General features: G+C 60.9%; 14 protein-coding genes and 1 tRNA gene. 5 read left to right on the top strand and 10 right to left on the bottom strand.

The window, feature by feature from the left end; genetic code table 11:
* The first annotated feature begins 8 nt into the window (after positions 1-8).
* From aroC to P4G45_RS04890, 4 genes are all read left to right on the top strand, one after another.
* Positions 9-1,181, top strand: coding sequence for a chorismate synthase (aroC, locus tag P4G45_RS04875; RefSeq protein ID WP_348268551.1), 1,173 nt, complete (start codon positions 9-11; stop codon positions 1,179-1,181).
* A gap of 24 nt (positions 1,182-1,205) precedes the next feature.
* On the top strand, positions 1,206-1,733 hold the full coding sequence (def, locus tag P4G45_RS04880; RefSeq protein ID WP_348268552.1) for a peptide deformylase: 528 nt from the start codon (positions 1,206-1,208) through the stop codon (positions 1,731-1,733).
* A gap of 75 nt (positions 1,734-1,808) precedes the next feature.
* A complete protein-coding gene (fmt, locus tag P4G45_RS04885) occupies positions 1,809-2,744 on the top strand; it encodes a methionyl-tRNA formyltransferase (protein ID WP_348268553.1) in 936 nt (311 codons plus the stop codon).
* Positions 2,741-4,084 carry a transcription antitermination factor NusB gene (locus tag P4G45_RS04890; RefSeq protein WP_348268554.1) on the top strand — a complete coding sequence of 448 codons (1,344 nt, stop codon included), beginning with the start codon at positions 2,741-2,743 and terminating at the stop codon, positions 4,082-4,084. The genes fmt and P4G45_RS04890 overlap by 4 nt, the downstream gene beginning before the upstream one ends.
* 16 nt (positions 4,085-4,100) lie before the next feature.
* Here the strand turns inward: P4G45_RS04890 and P4G45_RS04895 are convergent, their stop codons facing one another.
* The 4 genes from P4G45_RS04895 to aroB all read right to left on the bottom strand — a co-directional run bounded on the left by P4G45_RS04895 (position 4,101) and on the right by aroB (position 8,754).
* Positions 4,101-4,874 carry a PASTA domain-containing protein gene (locus P4G45_RS04895; RefSeq protein ID WP_348268555.1) on the bottom strand — a complete coding sequence of 258 codons (774 nt, stop codon included), beginning with the start codon at positions 4,872-4,874 and terminating at the stop codon, positions 4,101-4,103.
* 33 nt (positions 4,875-4,907) lie between these two features.
* On the bottom strand, positions 4,908-6,365 hold the full coding sequence (locus P4G45_RS04900) for a cation diffusion facilitator family transporter (protein WP_348268556.1): 1,458 nt from the start codon (positions 6,363-6,365) through the stop codon (positions 4,908-4,910).
* A 19-nt stretch (positions 6,366-6,384) separates the two neighbouring features.
* Entirely contained in the window at positions 6,385-7,158 is a 774-nt protein-coding gene (gene ubiE / locus P4G45_RS04905) for a bifunctional demethylmenaquinone methyltransferase/2-methoxy-6-polyprenyl-1,4-benzoquinol methylase UbiE (protein WP_348268557.1), read from the bottom strand.
* A 498-nt stretch (positions 7,159-7,656) separates the two neighbouring features.
* Positions 7,657-8,754 (bottom strand): 3-dehydroquinate synthase, encoded by a 1,098-nt coding sequence (aroB, locus tag P4G45_RS04910; RefSeq protein WP_348268558.1) that lies wholly within the window; start codon positions 8,752-8,754, stop codon positions 7,657-7,659.
* A gap of 123 nt (positions 8,755-8,877) precedes the next feature.
* On the opposite strand from aroB, the gene nadB reads away from it, so the two are divergent.
* Positions 8,878-10,428 (top strand): L-aspartate oxidase, encoded by a 1,551-nt coding sequence (nadB, locus tag P4G45_RS04915; RefSeq protein WP_348268559.1) that lies wholly within the window; start codon positions 8,878-8,880, stop codon positions 10,426-10,428.
* Positions 10,429-10,485: 57 nt separating this feature from the next.
* Here the strand turns inward: nadB and P4G45_RS04920 are convergent, their stop codons facing one another.
* The 6 genes from P4G45_RS04920 to P4G45_RS04945 all read right to left on the bottom strand — a co-directional run bounded on the left by P4G45_RS04920 (position 10,486) and on the right by P4G45_RS04945 (position 16,341).
* Positions 10,486-11,181 carry an outer membrane beta-barrel protein gene (locus tag P4G45_RS04920; protein WP_348268560.1) on the bottom strand — a complete coding sequence of 232 codons (696 nt, stop codon included), beginning with the start codon at positions 11,179-11,181 and terminating at the stop codon, positions 10,486-10,488.
* 94 nt (positions 11,182-11,275) lie between these two features.
* Positions 11,276-12,595, bottom strand: a complete 1,320-nt coding sequence (locus P4G45_RS04925; RefSeq protein WP_348268561.1) for a nodulation protein NfeD — start codon at positions 12,593-12,595, stop codon at positions 11,276-11,278.
* Positions 12,592-14,271: a tetratricopeptide repeat protein gene (locus tag P4G45_RS04930; RefSeq protein WP_348268562.1), complete on the bottom strand. Its 1,680-nt coding sequence runs from the start codon at positions 14,269-14,271 to the stop codon at positions 12,592-12,594. Before P4G45_RS04930 ends, P4G45_RS04925 begins: the two co-directional genes overlap by 4 nt.
* Positions 14,272-14,295: 24 nt before the next feature.
* Positions 14,296-15,840 carry a glycosyltransferase family 39 protein gene (locus P4G45_RS04935; protein ID WP_348268563.1) on the bottom strand — a complete coding sequence of 515 codons (1,545 nt, stop codon included), beginning with the start codon at positions 15,838-15,840 and terminating at the stop codon, positions 14,296-14,298.
* Positions 15,841-15,898: 58 nt separating this feature from the next.
* A complete protein-coding gene (locus tag P4G45_RS04940; protein WP_348268564.1) occupies positions 15,899-16,210 on the bottom strand; it encodes a DUF3467 domain-containing protein in 312 nt (103 codons plus the stop codon).
* Between the two features lie 46 nt (positions 16,211-16,256).
* Positions 16,257-16,341: transfer RNA gene (locus P4G45_RS04945), tRNA-Leu, on the bottom strand.
* Positions 16,342-16,356 lie beyond the last annotated feature (15 nt).

A 16,356-nucleotide genomic window follows, 5' to 3' on the forward strand; every position in this document is an offset into this window, starting at 1 on the left:
TGAGGGAAATGCTTCGATTTTCGACAGCAGGAGAGAGCCACGGCGAAAGTCTCGTGGCCATGGTCAGTGGAATGCCGGCAGGCATTCCGGTTGATCTTGAATTTGTGAATCGCGAGCTGTGGCGCCGCCAGAAGGGCTATGGCCGCGGAGGCCGCATGCGTATCGAGCGCGATACGGCGCATGTGCTCAGCGGTGTTCGCCACGGCAAGACCATCGGTTCGCCCATCGCCATGACGCTGGCGAATAACGACTGGAAGAATTGGACCGAGATTCTTCCTGTGGAAGAGGGTGACCCGGAAAAGCACAAGGCCGTCGCCTCGCCGCGGCCGGGACATGCCGATCTCGCCGGTGCCCTCAAGTACGACTTTAAGGATGCTCGCTATGTGCTGGAGCGAGCCAGCGCCCGCGAGAGCGCAGCCCGCGTAGCCTCGGGAGCCTTTGCCAAGCTGCTGCTCAAAGAGTTCGGCGTCGGTGTTGCCAGCCACGTCATCCGCGTAGGTAAGGCTGAGCTTTCACGCCCGGCGCAATGGGAGGAAATTGTTGCGCTGCAAGCCAAGGATGAAGTTCTGCTGAACTGTGTTGACCCCGAAAGCGAAGCCGCAATGAAGGCGGAGGTAGACTCCGTTCTTCGCACCGGCGACACCATCGGCGGCGTATTCGAAGTCGTCGTTCACGGCCTCCCTCCCGGCGTTGGTACACACGCTAATTGGGACGAGCGCATGGACGGCCTGCTCGCCCAGGCAGTGATGAGCCTGCAAGCGGTAAAGGCAGTTGAAATCGGGCGTGGAGTTACTGCGGCAGAGTCTCTTGGCTCTGCGGTGCATGATGCTATCGGCTACGAAGGCGAGAGCGGTTTTACAAAGTTTTCTCGCGAGCAGAACAACGCCGGCGGCATCGAGGGTGGCATCTCCAACGGCGAGGACATCGTGGTGCGCGGTTATCTCAAGCCCATCTCGACGTTACGCCGCCCGCTTGCTTCGGTCAGCTTCGAGACCCGCGAACCGGTCAAGGCTGCCTACGAGCGCAGCGATGTCTGCGTCGTTCCCGCCGCTGGTGTAGCGGCAGAGGCGATGGTGGCACTGGCCATCGCGCGCCTGGTGATAGAAAAGTTTGGCGGCGATTCGTTGCGCGAGATGCAGCGAAACTTCAACGGCTATTGTGAGCAGATTCGAGCATATTAAGTGAGCCAGACAGCAGAAAAATCGGTGAATCAATCAGTGGGCAAAATACATGAGGTTGTAAAGTGGCCAGCGCCCGTGCTGGCAAAGCGCGGAGAAGAGGTCACGGTATTCGACGCGAAGCTGAAGAAGCTCGTCGAGGAGATGTTCGAGTCGATGTATGCGGCGCAGGGCATCGGTCTGGCCGCGCCGCAGATCAACATTTCGAAGCGCATTACAGTCATCGATTGCAGCTTCAAAAAGAATCCTGACGAGAAGGTCATTCTCATCAATCCGGAGATTATCGAGCGCAAGGGCAAGCAGATCGAAGAAGAAGGCTGCCTCAGCCTGCCCGAAATTCGGGAGAAGGTATCGCGCGCCGCATGGGTGAAGGTGCGCGCGCAGGACGTAAACGGAGATTCCATCGAAGTCGAGGGTGAAGAACTGCTGGCCCGCGCCATGCAGCACGAGATCGATCATCTGGACGGCATCTTATTCATCGACAGGCTAAGTCGCCTGAAGCGCGACCTCATCATCCGCAAGATCAAGAAGCTGCAAAAGAACGGCGAGTGGTAATGGCTGTCTCTGTCGTCGCTTGTATTTGATCGGTGCCCCTCGGTGTAAAGCCGTCACCAGAAGTGAGAACCCACTTTGAAACTAGTCTTCTGCGGCACACCACAATTCGCTGTTCCTACCCTCGAAGCGGTCATCGCAGCGGACCACGACGTAGCTCTTGTGGTGACGCAGCCCGACCGCGCCGCTGGCCGGGGCATGGAGATGCAGCCTCCTCCGGTAAAGCGCGTGGCGCTGGAGCGCGGAATCCTGATAGCCCAGCCGGAGAAGATCAAGAACAACTTCGAGTTCCGCACCCAACTGGAAGATATCCGTCCCGAGGCGATTCTGGTCGTGGCCTATGGGCGCATCATTCCGCAGTGGATGCTGGACCTGCCGCCGCTCGGCTGCATCAATCTGCACGGATCGCTGCTGCCAAAGTATCGTGGAGCCGCGCCGATTCAATGGGCAATCGCCAACGGGGAAAATGTCACCGGTGTGACGACGATGCGACTTGACGCAGGGCTCGACACCGGAGACATGCTGTTGGCCAAGGTTGTTCCCATCGGACAGGAGGAGACGGCGGTCGATGTCTATGAGTGCCTCGCCGCGGTTGGAGCGGAATTGATGGTGGAGACGCTATGCGGGCTGGCCGACAAGTCTATCTTCTGCCAGCCTCAAGATCATTCGCTGGCAACCCTGGCGCCGATTCTGAAGCGCGAGGATGGCCTCATCGACTGCACGCGAATCGCACAGAGTGTTTACGATCGCTGGCGCGGTTTTCAGCCGTGGCCGGGAGCGCACACGACTTTGCGCGGTAAAAAGTTGATCGTTCACAAGATGCATGTGACAGCACACCCGACCGGCGGCGAACCCGGAACGCTTTTTGTGCAGGACAATGCGATGCTGCTGGTCTGCGCTAACGACACCGCGGTCTGTCTGGACGAGGTGCAGATGGAAGGCAAGCGGCGAATGAGCGCAGCCGAATTTCTAAACGGCTACCAGATAAAAAGCGGCGAACGGCTGCAAATATGAAGAACAAACCAGTCTTACAGAAACCATCGCAGATAAATCGAGCCGCTGCCATAAAGCGGCCAGCCTCTGCCGGACCAACTGCTTCTGCCGAAGCTGCGATTGGCAAAATCGCACCAGCCAGGCTGGCGGCGTTCGAGATTCTGACGCTGGTCGGCGAAGGCAAAGGTCACAGCGACGAGCTTTTGCACTCTCCCCGTATGGAGGTACTCTCACCTGAAGATAGAAACCTCACTACGGCGCTGGTGATGGGAGTCCTGCGTTGGCAGATTGCTCTGGACGCGCGAGTGCGTGGTCTACTGCAACGGCCAGAGCAGAGACTTGCAGAGCCGGTTGCGCTGGCCTTGAGGATAGGCGCATTTCAACTGCTGCATCTCGACCGCATTCCTGCTCATGCGGCGCTGGGCGAAAGCGTCGAGCTGTGCCGTGCCGCAGGACAGCCTCATGCAACGGGAATGGTTAACGCCGTGCTGCGTAAACTCGCAGCGGCGCAGAAGCCCGGACAGCGAGTCTTCGAGTCCGTCGCGGCGTTCTCCGAGCGCCTCGGCCACCCGCAATGGCTGGTAGAGCGATGGGTGGCGGCGTATGGCCGCGAGGCGGCGCTGAAGATCTGTGAGGCCGACCAGAAAGAGCCGGCCCAGGGTTCGTTGTTCCGTGAGACCGGCGGAGATCTTCCGCAAATGGACGATGGTTCGCGGCTAGTGGCGGAGCTTGCGGCAGTGGCGATGCCTGCAGCGAAGACCGTCTGGGATTGCTGTGCCGCTCCGGGTGGCAAGACGCTGATTCTGGCCCATCGGCTGGCCTCGGCAGAGATCACGGCAACCGATATAAGCGCAAAGCGGCTGGCCCAGACGGAAGCCCGCTTTCGGCGTTATGCCTATGCTGAGCGGATCCGCTGCGCGATCGCAGACGCCACCACGCCGTCGGGAGACCAGACCTTTGATCTGATCCTCTGCGATGTTCCTTGCAGCGGAACTGGAACGCTGGCCGGAAATCCGGAGATTCGCCACCGCCTGAAACCGGAGGAGTTTACGCGTCAGGCAGCCCGGCAGAGAGCAATCCTGAGCGCGGCGTTGAAGCGCCTCGCTCCCGGAGGGCGGCTGATCTACTCAACCTGCTCGCTGGAGCCGGAGGAGTGTGAGCGGGTGGTCGAGAATGTAATTGCAGGCACGGACACCCACCAAGTTCAGCTTGAAGATTCGCTTCTCAAGCTGGCTGCGTCTGGCACGCTAAAGGAAGGCGCAGATTTGACGGCAGCCGTGCGCGATGGCTGCCTGCGGACGCTGCCTGGGCTTCAGAACTGCGACGGCTTCTTCGCAACTGTTCTCGAAGCAGGAAAATAAACGCCAGAAAATCCGCTTAGTGAGTCAGCGTAATGTGGACCGACTCGCCCTTGACGACGCGGTAGCCCGCTAGTGGACTCTGGTCAACCACTGTTCCCGGCGGCACGGCTGCTGTCGTCGGTGCAGGCGCTACGGGAGCCGCAGCGGCGCCGCCCGGCGCCGTGGGCGCTGGCAGGTTAACGTCCTCGATGCTGGCGATATGCACGCCCGCCGCAGCCGCGCGATAGGCGGCAGTGGCGAGGGTTAAGCCGGTGAGGGACGGCATCACGTACGCAGTGTAATCAGGATCTTCCGGTGCGCTGAGTAGCAGGCTGACACGCGGACGATCAATGCCGGAGGCGTTGGGAGTAGGACTCTGTGCCAGAACGACGCCCGGCTCGCCGTCCGCGGGCAGTTGCGCGACAGTACCCCGCTCGAGCGCGAGGCGGCGCATCAGGATGGAAGCCGGACGCTCCGTTTGGCCGATGAGGTCGGGTACAGAGACCTTTTGCGGCCCGAGACTCTCAGTGACACGCACGGTCCATTCGCGACGGACAGTCGCTCCCGACGCGGGCGATTGAGCCAGAACATGGCCGGGAGCAATATCGTTCGAGTAGAAGCGGTTTTCGACATTGAGGCTAAGACCCTTTGAACTGGCCGCGTGGCTGGCTTCCGAAATCGTGAGACCGGCGAGGTTGGGGACCTCGACCTCGCGGCCATGGATGGCGAGACGCATCGAGAGGAACGCAGAGATCAGCGCGACCGCAAGCATCGCCATGGCACCGAAGAGAATATTGAAGAAGCGCTTCATGCTCAGGTTCAGGATACAGGGTTCGAGGGTTGATCAACCGCGGTTATCGGTGGCAGGTTCCGGATGGATCAGCAGGCGGCTGACCTCGGGAGCGTCGAGTTTGAAGGCTCCTTCGAGTGCGGTGATCACGGCGTGGACCTGGGCCATGGGCAGATCGTCGGGCAGAGTGCAGTGACAGCTGACCTGGAGGCGGTCGACTCCATTGGTGTGGGCGCGGGTGACGAAGACCTCGTGGATGTCGAGTATCTCGGGAAATGCTGCGGCGGCGCGGCGGAGGCGGACCTCGAGCTGGCGGTCGCGTTCGAGCGATACAGGGCGCTCAATGGTGGCAGGTTCGCTCTCGATGTGGGTGAGGATCATAGCGATGGCGGGGATCTCGCGGCGCATGTCGGCTTCGAGCCGCGTGGCCAGGGCATGAGCGTCGCGCAGAGACATGGTTTCGTCGACTTCGAGATGTTGTTCGACGTGGAGACGATGGTTGTACTCCTGCACGCTCACGTCGTGGATGGTGAGGTTGGAGCGGGCGGCTACAGCGCGGATGCGGTCGTGGACGCTCTCGGCGACGGAGGCCGTGGGGACAGAGTGGACGACGACATCGGCACCGGGAAGGTGGCGCTGGACGGCTGTGGTGGCTGCGGCGGTGATCTGTTCGGAGCGCTGGAAGGTGAGCTTGCGGGGCATGCCCAGGGTGACATCGGCAAAGTAATTTGAGCCGGAGCGGCGGGTGCGGACGCGGTCGACGGAGATTACGCCGTCGATGGCACTCAGGTCGCGGATGAGGTCGCGTCGCGTCTGAGCGCGGGTCTCGGCAGGCGTGGCGTCGAGCAGGGCGTCGATGGTGCGGCGTGCGAGCTTCCAACTGACGCGCAGGATGATGCCGGAGACGATGATGGCCGCGAGGGGGTCGGCGAGCTCGAGCAAGGGAAGGTGCCAGTGTTTGCCGGAGTAGGTTGCGGCAAGACCTAGGAGGACGGCGAAGGAGGACCAGATGTCGGTGCGGAAGTGGATGGCGTCGGCTTCGAGGGCTTCGCTGTTGTGCTGAACGGCGACGCGGTGGAGAGTACGGGAGCGGGAGTAATCGACGGTAATGGAGAGCAAAAGGACGGCGAAGGGCCAGATGGAGAAGGTGAGTGCCAGGTCCTGATGGAAAAGAATGCGGCGAATGGCCTCGGTGAGAATCCAGACGCAGGAGGCGAGCATGAGGCCGGTCTCGACAAAGGCCGAGAGGCTTTCGATCTTTCCGTGGCCGTAGTTGTGCTCTTCGTCAGGGGGGCGGTCGGAGACTTGTACGGAGAAGAAGGTGATAGCTGCTGCAACGAGATCGATGCCAGAGTGGGCAGCTTCAGAAAGCATGCCGAGGGAACCGGTGAAGATGCCGGTGATTAACTTGAGCAGCGTGATGATAAGCGCGGCGAAGACAGACAGGAGCGCGGCGGAACGCTTGGCGGCGTGCGTATGCGCTGCTTCTTCGGGCGTTGTAACAGGGGTCATGGGAAAGATGCTACATGGTTTAGGGCTTGGTAGCGCGGTAGAGGCCGGCGGTGCCGAATGTGTAGCTGGTCCAGGTGGCGTTGGTGAACCCGGCCTGGGTGATGAGCTCGATCATGCGAGGTGGGCGGGGGAAGCGGGCCACGGAGTCAGGGAGATAGGTGTAGGCTGCGGGGTCTCCTGAGATAAGTCCGCCGAAGCGGGGCAGGATCTGCTTGAAGTAGAGGTTGTAGAGCGCCCCGGTGAGGCCGGTGGGCTGGTTGAAGTCGAGGATGCCGATCTGGCCGCCCGGGCGAAGGATGCGGTGGAGTTCGGCGAGGCCTGCTTCGTAGTTGCTCAGATTGCGGAAGCCGAAGGCCGAGGTGACGAGGTCGATGGAGTTGTCGGCGAGCGGGAGGTGTAGGGCATCGGCTTCGATGGGGATGATGTTGTGGGGAGCGAATTTTTCGGCTCCGCGGGAGAGCATCTGGTGGGAGAAGTCTACGGCGAGGATGGGGGCTTCATTGCCGGTCTTTGGACGGTGCTTGAGTAAAGCAAGGGTCATGTCGCCGGTGCCGCAGCAGAGGTCGAGGGCTATGGCTTCGGGGCGCTGGAGGATAGAGCGGAAGGTGCGGGCGGCGCGTGACCACCACCAGCGGTCGATGCCGACCGAGAGGACGTGGTTGAGCAGATCGTACTTCGGCGCGATGGTGTCGAACATCTGCTGGACGTTCGCGGCGGCGTCCTGATCGGTGGTGGTACCGGTGGGACGGGCTCCGGTGGTGTGTTGGTGCTTAGGAAGGATTTTGGGGGACATGGTCAGTAGTATTTCTTGAGGTCGCATTTTTCAGCTATTAGTCGCAGGACTAGGGAAAAATATGTTTCTGCAAATGACAAAGGCCAGCAGTTCGAACCACGTCGCTCCAAACCAAACTGGCCTGATCTTTTCTAAGTGCGTAAAGAGGATCATAAGTGCAGCACAATGCGTTGTTAGGAGAAAAAGCATTAAGATCCAAAATGGCCTTCTTTCCCATAACCTACGACTGTCAGCTATGAAATACCAAAAAACGAGCAAAGTTGAAACTGCAAAGTAGAGCCATTTAGAGAATCTATTCCAGTTCACACCTGCTTCGGAAACAACAACTATTACACCTATAACAGTCGCGCTAATTACCACATACCAAATGAAATCTCTTATATGTTTATTGCGATGCATGTGCATGATTGAGTCTCATCGAACTAGATTCTGTACGTAGTTCTAGCAGTTTGGAAACTGGTATCAATACTGTCTGTCATGCCATTCAACATCGAGGATTCACGGCTGTCCGGTTCCGGCACGCATGAGGGCGAGCATAGATTCGGTGGCGGCGAGGAGTTCGGGTTGGGTGACGTCGCGAACGATCTGCACGGTGCCGATCCCGGTGGGCAGGATGAAGGAGAGGGTGCCGCTGCGGTTCTTCTTGTCGCCGGAGGTTAGGGCTACCAGTTTTGCGGCTGTCGCCTTGAAGGGGGAGAGTGGGCCGTAGCGGAGGATGAGCGCGATGATGCGGTCGGACTGTGCCTGTGTGATGAGCTTCCGTGAGAGGCCGAGGTGAGTGGCGGCGATGGAGCCCCAGCCTACGGCTTCGCCGTGGAGGAGTTGCTTGTAGCTGGTGGCGGCTTCGATGGCGTGGCCGATGGTGTGGCCGTAGTTGAGGATCATGCGCAGGCCGGATTCGCGCTCGTCGTTGGCGACGACGTCGGCCTTGACGCGGACGCTGGCGGTGACGACGTGGGTGAGGGCTTTGGCGTCTCCCTTGAGGATGGCGTCGGCGTTCTGCTCCATGTATTTGAAGAGCTTTGGGTCGCGGATGATTCCGGCTTTGATGGACTCCTGTAGTCCGGCGCGGAGCTGCTCCGGCGGCAAAGTGGCGAGGATGTCGGTGTCGGCGAGGACGGCGAGAGGATGGTTGAAGCTGCCGACGAGATTTTTTCCGGCGACGAGGTTGACTCCGGTTTTGCCGCCGATGGAGGAGTCGACCTGCGCGAGCAGTGTGGTTGGGATTTGCACGTAGGGAATGCCGCGCATGTAGATGGCGGCGAGGAAGCCGGTGACATCGCCGATGACGCCGCCGCCGAAGGCGATGAGCAGCGAGTCGCGGTCGGCCCCGGCGGTGGCGAGCTGCTGCGCGAGGGATTCAACGCTGGAGAGGCGCTTGTGGGCTTCGCCTGATGGCAGGAAGAGGACGGTGGGCGCCTGTTTGAACGACGCGAGGACTTGTTTGTGCCAGAGGCCCCAGATCTCGGGCGAGGTGACGATGAAGGGGCGGCCTTTGGCCAGTTTGTTGAGGCGCGGCGCCAGGGTGCGCAGCAGCCCGGAGGCAATGGTGATGTCGTAGGCGGCAGAGGGCGTCTTGAGAGAGATGACGGGCACGGTATCTCCATCGTATCGCAGGCAGAGTTAACTCTTGTGTGTTCTCAATAGTCAGTGGATGCGCTGGGACATCGAGAACAGAAAACTGAGAACTGGCAACTGTATTGCTAGTAGCATCGAGAGATGGAACAAGTTGATTTTCTTGTCATCGGTGCGGGAATTGCAGGCCTGAGCGCGGCGATCTGTCTGGCAGAAGTGGGCAAGGTGATGGTGGTCACCAAGGAAGAGCTGGCGGAGTCGAACACGGCTTATGCGCAGGGCGGCATCGCGGTGGCGATGGGCGGTGAGGAAGACGTTGCGCTGCATTTGGAAGACACGATGAGCGCAGGCGATGGGCTGGTGAATCGCGAGGCGGCGGCGGTGCTGGTGGAACAGGGACCGCGCCGGGTGGAAGAGTTGCTGGCGTGGGGCACGAAGTTCGATCGCGAGAATGGCGAACTGATGCGGACGCGCGAGGGGGCGCATAGCCGGTCGCGGATTCTGCATGCGAATGGAGATGCCACTGGGAAAGAGATCGCCGTGTCGCTGCTGCGGCATGTGCGGCAGATGAATTCGATTGAGTTGATGGAGTGGACAACCGGGGTCGATCTGATGGTTGAAGACGGACGCGTGGTGGGGGCTACGCTGCTGGACGGTGAGGGTGGCGTGCGTGCGGTGCGGGCAAAGGCGGTGTTGCTGGCCAGCGGTGGTGCAGGGCAGGTTTATAGCGATACGACGAATCCGGCGGTGGCGACCGGAGACGGCATTGCGATGGCTTACCGGGCCGGCGCCGAGGTAAGCGACATGGAGTTTTATCAGTTTCACCCTACGGCGTTTAGTATGCCGGGTGCGCCACGATTTCTGATGAGCGAGGCGTTGCGGGGCGAGGGTGCGTATCTCGTCAATGCCAAGGGTGAGCGGTTTATGGAGCGATATCATCCGCTGCTGGAACTGGCTCCGAGGGACGTAGTGGCGCGGGCGATTACGCGCGAGGGGATGGATGGCGAGGTCTATCTGGACATGCGCCATGTAAAGAAGGACCTGCATGCGCGGTTTCCGGGGATCTCGAAGTTTCTGGCAAAGTACCAGATGGATCTGGGGAGGGACTTGATCCCGGTGCGTCCCGCGGCGCACTACCTGATGGGTGGGGTGAGGACGGATGTGCATGGGCGGACTTCGCTGCCGGGACTTTATGCGGCGGGCGAGGCTGCGTGTACAGGGGTGCATGGAGCGAACCGGCTGGCCAGCAATTCTCTGCTGGAGGGGCTGGTGTTCGGAGTGCTGGCCGCAGAAGCGATGGTTGCCGACCACAGGGAACAGGGAATTAAGATCACGGATAAAGCGGCGGATGTGGTGACTTCTGCTGGAGGTGGAACCACTGGAGAGGCGGCCACGGAACGGTGGATTGCGGAGCTGCGGGATTTGATGTGGAAGAATGCGGGACTGCTGCGGGATGCCGCGGGGTTGCGGCAGGCGCAACGGGGGCTGGATGCGCTGGCAGTGACCATGCCGAGAGGCATGTTCCGGCGAGCGCTGGAGGCTCGCAATCTACATTTGGTCGCCGGGTTGATTGTGACAGCCGCGATGGGGCGGGAGGAGAGCCGGGGAGCGCACTATCGGAATGATTTTCCGGAGCGGCAGGCGGTTGCTCGGCACTCGGTAATGGCGGCTGGGCGGTTGGAGTTTGTGCGTTAAAGTTTCCAGCCCAGCGAACGAGTGTGCTCACTGGGCTGGGTATGGGTGGCGAGTGCGTTAGAAGCGGAAGTAGAAGCCGACGCCTGGCTCGAAGGTAGAGGTGTGGTGCAGAATGGTCAGGTAGTTCTGGCCGAAGTCTGGGGCGAGAAAGAAGACCTGGCGGAACTGGGCGCGGAAGCCGAAGTGGGGTGAGATCGCGTCCTCGGCTCCGATGGAGTAGTAATACGCCGCACGAGCCTGTTCGCGGAGGGACTGACCTCCGTAGGTGGTTGGGCGGAAGGCGATGGTGCCAGCGCCGGCGGAGACGAATGGCTGCAACGTCAATAGCTTCGGGGTGTGGGCTACGTAACCCAGAGTGTACTCGGAGGCGTTGGCCTGGACGCCTGCACTTGGAAGGCCACCTGTGGTGGGCGAGCCGAAGGGCGAAAAGGTCTCCGTGTAACGCGCATAGGTGTAGTTGCCTTCAAAGCCAACGAAGGGGGACTTGATGTAACGGACCGTTACCAAGGCTCCGAGAGTGTTGCCGGTCGAGAGATGAACGGTGAGGGGATTTCCATTCTGGTCGACCGGGCCGCTCTTGGGAGTGCCGCTGCCGGTGCCATTGAATTCGCCGATGCCGTTGACGCTGAAGTCGATGCGATCAAGCTGTTTAGAGAGACCAGAAGACTGAGCTTTTGCGGTGGGCGCCGCCAGGGTTGCGAGCAGGCAAAACAAAACACTCCAGACACAGGACAGGCGGGACACATTCAACATCGAGACGAGACTCCCTTGGTTGTTACATCTAGACAATACTTAAGTGCGGATTGACACTGATTTCAGTTTACCCCGGTTGCAGCGGCGGTGCGCCTCAGGAGGGCAGGGAATCTCCGGCGGGTTCGACGATGAGGGTGAGGCCGTCGACGCTGCGGACGAGGACGGAAGACCCCGCCGGTAGAGAGGACTGGCCGCGGAGAGAGGCTTGCCAGAGTTCGCCACGGATCGCGACCTGACCGTTCGGCGTGAGCGGCGTTTGCGTCACCGCGATGGCGCCGAGCATGGCTTGTGGACCGGTGAGTACCTTGCCGCGGCGGGCCCGGAGAGCGATCCAGGCGAGGCCGAAAGAGATGGCTCCGAAGCCAATGCCCGCTCCGATCGCGGTGCCAGTGTGCACCTGCATCTCGGGGACGCTGGAGTTGACCAGGGTGGCGAGGCCGAAGACCAGCGAGATGGTTCCGGCGAGGGCCAGCATACCGTGGCTGGCAAATTTAGTTTCGAGCACCATTAAAACCACGGCTGCGATAAGTAGAAGAATGGCCGTGTGACGGATCGGAAGCAGATTCAGGCCGAAGAGACTGAGTAGGATGAGAAGCGTTCCGAGGGAGCCGGGGATGATGGTGCCGGGAACATTGAATTCGAGATAGATGAGTAGACCTCCGAGGACAAGCAGGAGGACGGCAAGATTGGGGTCGGTCAGGCGAGTGAGAAGACGCTCGCGTACAGAGGGCGGGAATGCGGTGATGGCTGCTCCGTTGAGGTGCAGGGTCACGGTGCGGCCGTCGAAGCGTTTGATCTGGCGGCCATCGAGGGAGGAAAGAAGCGATTGGTCGCTGGTAGCGACGAGGTCGATCAGCTTGAGGTTGAGGGCCTCTTCGTCGCTGTAGGATTTCGAGTTGCGAACGGCGTCTTCGGCGGCCTGTACGTTGCGTCCGCGACGGGAGACGAAGGAGCGGAGGAACGCAGCGGCGTCGTTTTCGATCTTCTGCTTGAGGATGGCGTCGGGCTCGCGGCCTTCAGTGACGGGGTGGGAGGCACCGGCGTTAGTCCCCGGCGCCATGGCTGCAACGTCTGCTGATTCGAGCAGGAAGAAGCCCGCTGAACCGGCGCGGCTGCCGGTGGGGGAGATATAGACGATGACGGGGACGGGAGATTTCTCGATGGATTCGACCATGACCCGGGTTGAGTCCAGTAGCCCGCCCGGAGTGCCGAGGGAGACAATAACTGCACTGGCGTGGAGGCGGTCTGCTTCATCGAGGCCGCGCTGGAGATAGTCGGCGGTGATGGGCTGGACGGTATCGTGGATGGTCAGCTTGACGACGATGGGCTTTGCGGCGTCGGCTCGGGCGGCTTTGGACAGGAGACAGAAGAGTGCGATGAAGAGGGCGAAGACGAATTTCAGCGAGGTCTTCATGGGATGCGTTGTCCGCGCGCCAGCAGGGCCTGCCGCATGGCCAGAGCCGAGGGATCTTTTGGATTGATCTTGAGGGCATTGCTTACATCGGAGGCTGACGCTTCCATTTGCTTCGCCTGCAATTCGATCTTGGCCAGGACCAGATAGGCCGCGACGCTGGGATGGAGCTTGAGCGAGGTCTGCGCTTCGTTGCGAGCATCGTCGATATTGCCGGTGTGTTCGCGCACCTGGGCGAGGCCAGTGTGGGCGTCCGCGCTGGAGGGATCGGCAGTGATGGCCGCCTCGAACTCCTGTTCGGCTTCGGGGATGAGGCCTTGCGCCAGGTAATCGTTGCCGGACTGACTGTACTCGGCGGCCTGTTTCGCGGGGGGCAGGTCGGCGAGACGCATGGCGCGCATCTGGTCGAGTTGGAAGGCCGCTTGCCGGAAGGACGCTTCGGAATAAGTCCTGCGGATACGTTCGAGCGGTTCGAAGTCGGAGTCGTCGGCGGAGGGCGCGGCTGCTTTGGCGCCGTCGGCCTTGGGGGCGGTTGCGGGAGTGGGCTTGAGGCTTCGACCAGAGTGGATGCGGGCCTTCAGCAACACCGCCTCGTTGTCGGTGGGACGGAGTTTCAGGGTTTCATCGATCTCCCGCTCGGCTCCGGCGAAATCGCCCTGACGAAGTAGGGACACGGCGAGGTTATAGTGGTAGTCGGGATCGTTCGGGTCGGCGGTGGAGGCGCGCTGAAAGAGAGGAACGGCGTTGTGGCCCTGACGGCTGGCGGCGACGCCCTGATTGTTGACGACCTCGGGCAGGGGAAGACGGCTGGCGACGAAGGCAAAGGCGGCCTCGGCCTCGGCATATTTGCCAGAGTTGAAACGAGCGAGGCCGAGATAGAAGCCAGCCTCAAGTGCGCGACGGTCGCTGTGGGGGACCTTTGCGAGCGTTGCGGCGGCATGGTCGTAGTCGCGCTGGGTGAACTGCACCTTGCCTAGTGCGAGCAGAGCGGCAGGATAGTTCGGTGTTAGGCCGATGGCCATCTGCAGGCGCTTGATCTGCTCTTTCGGCGAGGCGGCGCTGATGCCGCGGATGTAATTCTCGAAGGAACTGAGGGGAACACCTCCGGCGGCACTGAGGAAGGTCTGCTGGGCAACGTTGAAGTGGGGATCGAGGTGCTTTGCGATGGTCCACGCGATAGAGTTTTCGACATCGAAGAGGCGTGGCAGATCGCTTGAATCGGCGAGCGGTTGCGACAGACTCAGTTTGTCGACGTTGAGCACCTGCGCCTGGACGTTGATGCGGCCCTTGGTGACGGTGTAGCTGCCGACGATGACGAAGTTGGCATCAAGGGTCTGGGCGATGCGGATCGTGGTGGCGCGGGTGGGCTTGAAGTCCACGGGGAGGCCGAGATGGTCGAGCGCAAACTGACGGTCGTCGGTGGAGATGGTAAAGAACCCGGCTGAGGTGAGGCGCTGATTCAGCGTATCGGGGAACGAGTCGCCGATCCAATCGAGATTAGGCTGGCCGGAGCGGTTGTCGAAGGGAAGGACAAGCACGACGCGGCCCATGGCCTGCGGTGGCTCGGCGCTTTGTGCCGCTTGTGCGTAGCTGGGAGTGGCCGGAAGGCAGCACAGAATGAGTGCTATGGGTAGCCATTGTTTTACGAGGATCGAGCGCAGGTTTAACGGTCTCAGCACAGCTATGAGTATAGAGCTTGAGAGTTAGCGCGGCAGGGCAAGTGATGCATCGACGATGCGGGGAAAGCGGAGGACGGCGACCCACTCGCCTTTGCGGTGCGCCTGCCAGACGACCTCTCCATGCAGCAGGGCTGCGGCTGCGGCGGGGTGCATGTCTTGATGGAAGTCGAAGAATTTAGTGTCGGCTGATTCGTTTCGTTTGCCGAGATTCACCGCCCCGGGTGGCGGCTCCCACTTGGTGGAGAAGATGAAGGCGGTGTCGTAGGCTCCGGGATCGGCCGCGGCCTTTTGCATCTGCTCGGCGGAAAAGTTCGAAATTCCTATGGTTTTGATGGGGTGGTGAGTGTAGCCGATCTCGGGGCGCGACAGTTCGGATGTTGCTGGCCATGCGGTAAGGACTGTTGCCTGGGGATAATTTTGTTCGATGAAGTGGATGGCCTGCTGGTGCAGGACGATCATGTCGCGGTAGGTGAGGTTGTCTTCGGGGGCGAAGGCGTAGGGCGGATTGATCCAGATAGCTGAGAGGAAGGCCGCTGCGCTGAGCGCAGCAATGAGCCACCATCGGCGGAGATGGCGACGCCACGTCGAGACGCAGATCAGCAGGACCAGCGGATACATCGGCAGGAGATAGCGGGTGAGCAGCGCTCCACCAAGCACCGAGAAGGCCATCCAGTTGGCGAGAAGGACGACTGCGATGGCTTTGAGGGCTGACTTGCGAATGTTCTGTGGTGCGGTCGCCGACGTTACAGGTATGAGAAACACAGCTACCGTGGCGACGACAGGAACGAACATGTTCATGTGTGTCGTCAGGTGGAGGAAGCGGTGCCAGAGGCAGAGCGCGATGCGGTAGGCGCTGAGGTTTGCGGTGGCGTTGTAGCGGAGGAACTCGGGATTGCCGAAGACGAAGCCAGTGCGGTGGTAGTGATAGGCGTACCAGGCCGCGAGAGGTGCAATGGGGGAGAGGAGCGCGGCCATCCACCTTAGGGTGTCGCGCTTTTTGCGGTTCTGGAGATAGAGGACAGCCTCCCACAGCGCGAGGGCTATGGGGGTGATGATCGCAGTCTCCTTGGAGAGCGCGGAGAGCGAGAACATGATCGCTGCGAGGATCTGGTTCTTAGCGGTGCTTTGATTTGCGGCGTCGCGGTCGAAGTAAAACGCCAATCCCCAGAGGGTGAAGGCGGCGGCGAAGATATCGGCGTGGGCAAGCGTGCTCTGCGCGTACCAGATGGGATAGACGGCGGTGAGAAAGGCGACCACCGCGGCTGCGGCGGCTCCGGCTAGAGTTCTGGTGAGTTTGTAGACGCCGAGCAGTGCCGAGGCGCTTACGATGCAGACGAGCGTGCGCGTGCCGCTGACCACGAATCCGGAGAGATGCCACCACCCTGCGAGAAGGATGGAAGGCAGCGGCGGATGGGCGTTGGTGACGGTGGTCTGCGGGATGAGACTGCCGGTGCGGAAGAAGTCCCACGCGGCAGGGATGTAGTAGCCGCCTTCGTCCCAGAAGTAGGGCAGACGAAGTAGGGTCAGGTGCGATAGATAAACGACGGCGAAGAAGAGTGGGAAGAGCATCCAGAGGGGGATGTCCCCGGATGCGGAGTTGGTAGGTTTCTCGAGGGTGCGCACGCTCTTAGTGGACGGGGCCGTTGGGCTGCGGGGGAACCTGCTCCAGTGTGATCTGGCCGAAGGCCTGCTCGTACTGAGCGAGGTTGTGGCCGAGGATGTTCCAGAGGGCTTTGGCCTGCTGCGGGCTGAGGTAGATGCCCTCGAAGTTCTTTACATGAAGTTCATCGGGGCTGTCCTGGGTCATGGTGCCGAAGACGAGAAAGAAGTCCCAGACGCTCATGCGGACCTGAACACTGTTGGCGTAGTCTTCGCGGTAGTTCTCCGTGTTGGTAAGTCGGAGTACGGGCGGTTCGGTCGGCTGGCTGGGCTGGCTCATTTGGATCGCTTTCAGGCTTACATGGTGGGACGGTGGTAAAAGAATTTGGTGCGAAAGGGGGGACTTGAACCCCCACGGATTGCTCCGCCAGATCCTAAGTCTGGTGCGTCTGCCAATTTCGCCACTTTCGCATGTTGTATAGCTTG

It is taken from the genome of Edaphobacter paludis, from assembly GCF_039993895.1.
GTDB lineage: Bacteria > Acidobacteriota > Terriglobia > Terriglobales > Acidobacteriaceae > Edaphobacter > Edaphobacter paludis.

Coding starts and splice junctions, on each gene's coding strand:
- aroC (WP_348268551.1), top strand. CDS start 9: ATGCTTCGATTTTCGACAGCAGGAGAGAGCCACGGCGAAAGTCTCGTG.
- P4G45_RS04890 (WP_348268554.1), top strand. CDS start 2,741: ATGAAGAACAAACCAGTCTTACAGAAACCATCGCAGATAAATCGAGCC.
- P4G45_RS04895 (WP_348268555.1), bottom strand. CDS start 4,874: ATGAAGCGCTTCTTCAATATTCTCTTCGGTGCCATGGCGATGCTTGCG.
- P4G45_RS04900 (WP_348268556.1), bottom strand. CDS start 6,365: ATGACCCCTGTTACAACGCCCGAAGAAGCAGCGCATACGCACGCCGCC.
- ubiE (WP_348268557.1), bottom strand. CDS start 7,158: ATGTCCCCCAAAATCCTTCCTAAGCACCAACACACCACCGGAGCCCGT.
- nadB (WP_348268559.1), top strand. CDS start 8,878: ATGGAACAAGTTGATTTTCTTGTCATCGGTGCGGGAATTGCAGGCCTG.
- P4G45_RS04920 (WP_348268560.1), bottom strand. CDS start 11,181: ATGTTGAATGTGTCCCGCCTGTCCTGTGTCTGGAGTGTTTTGTTTTGC.
- P4G45_RS04925 (WP_348268561.1), bottom strand. CDS start 12,595: ATGAAGACCTCGCTGAAATTCGTCTTCGCCCTCTTCATCGCACTCTTC.
- P4G45_RS04935 (WP_348268563.1), bottom strand. CDS start 15,840: ATGCTCTTCCCACTCTTCTTCGCCGTCGTTTATCTATCGCACCTGACC.
- P4G45_RS04940 (WP_348268564.1), bottom strand. CDS start 16,210: ATGAGCCAGCCCAGCCAGCCGACCGAACCGCCCGTACTCCGACTTACC.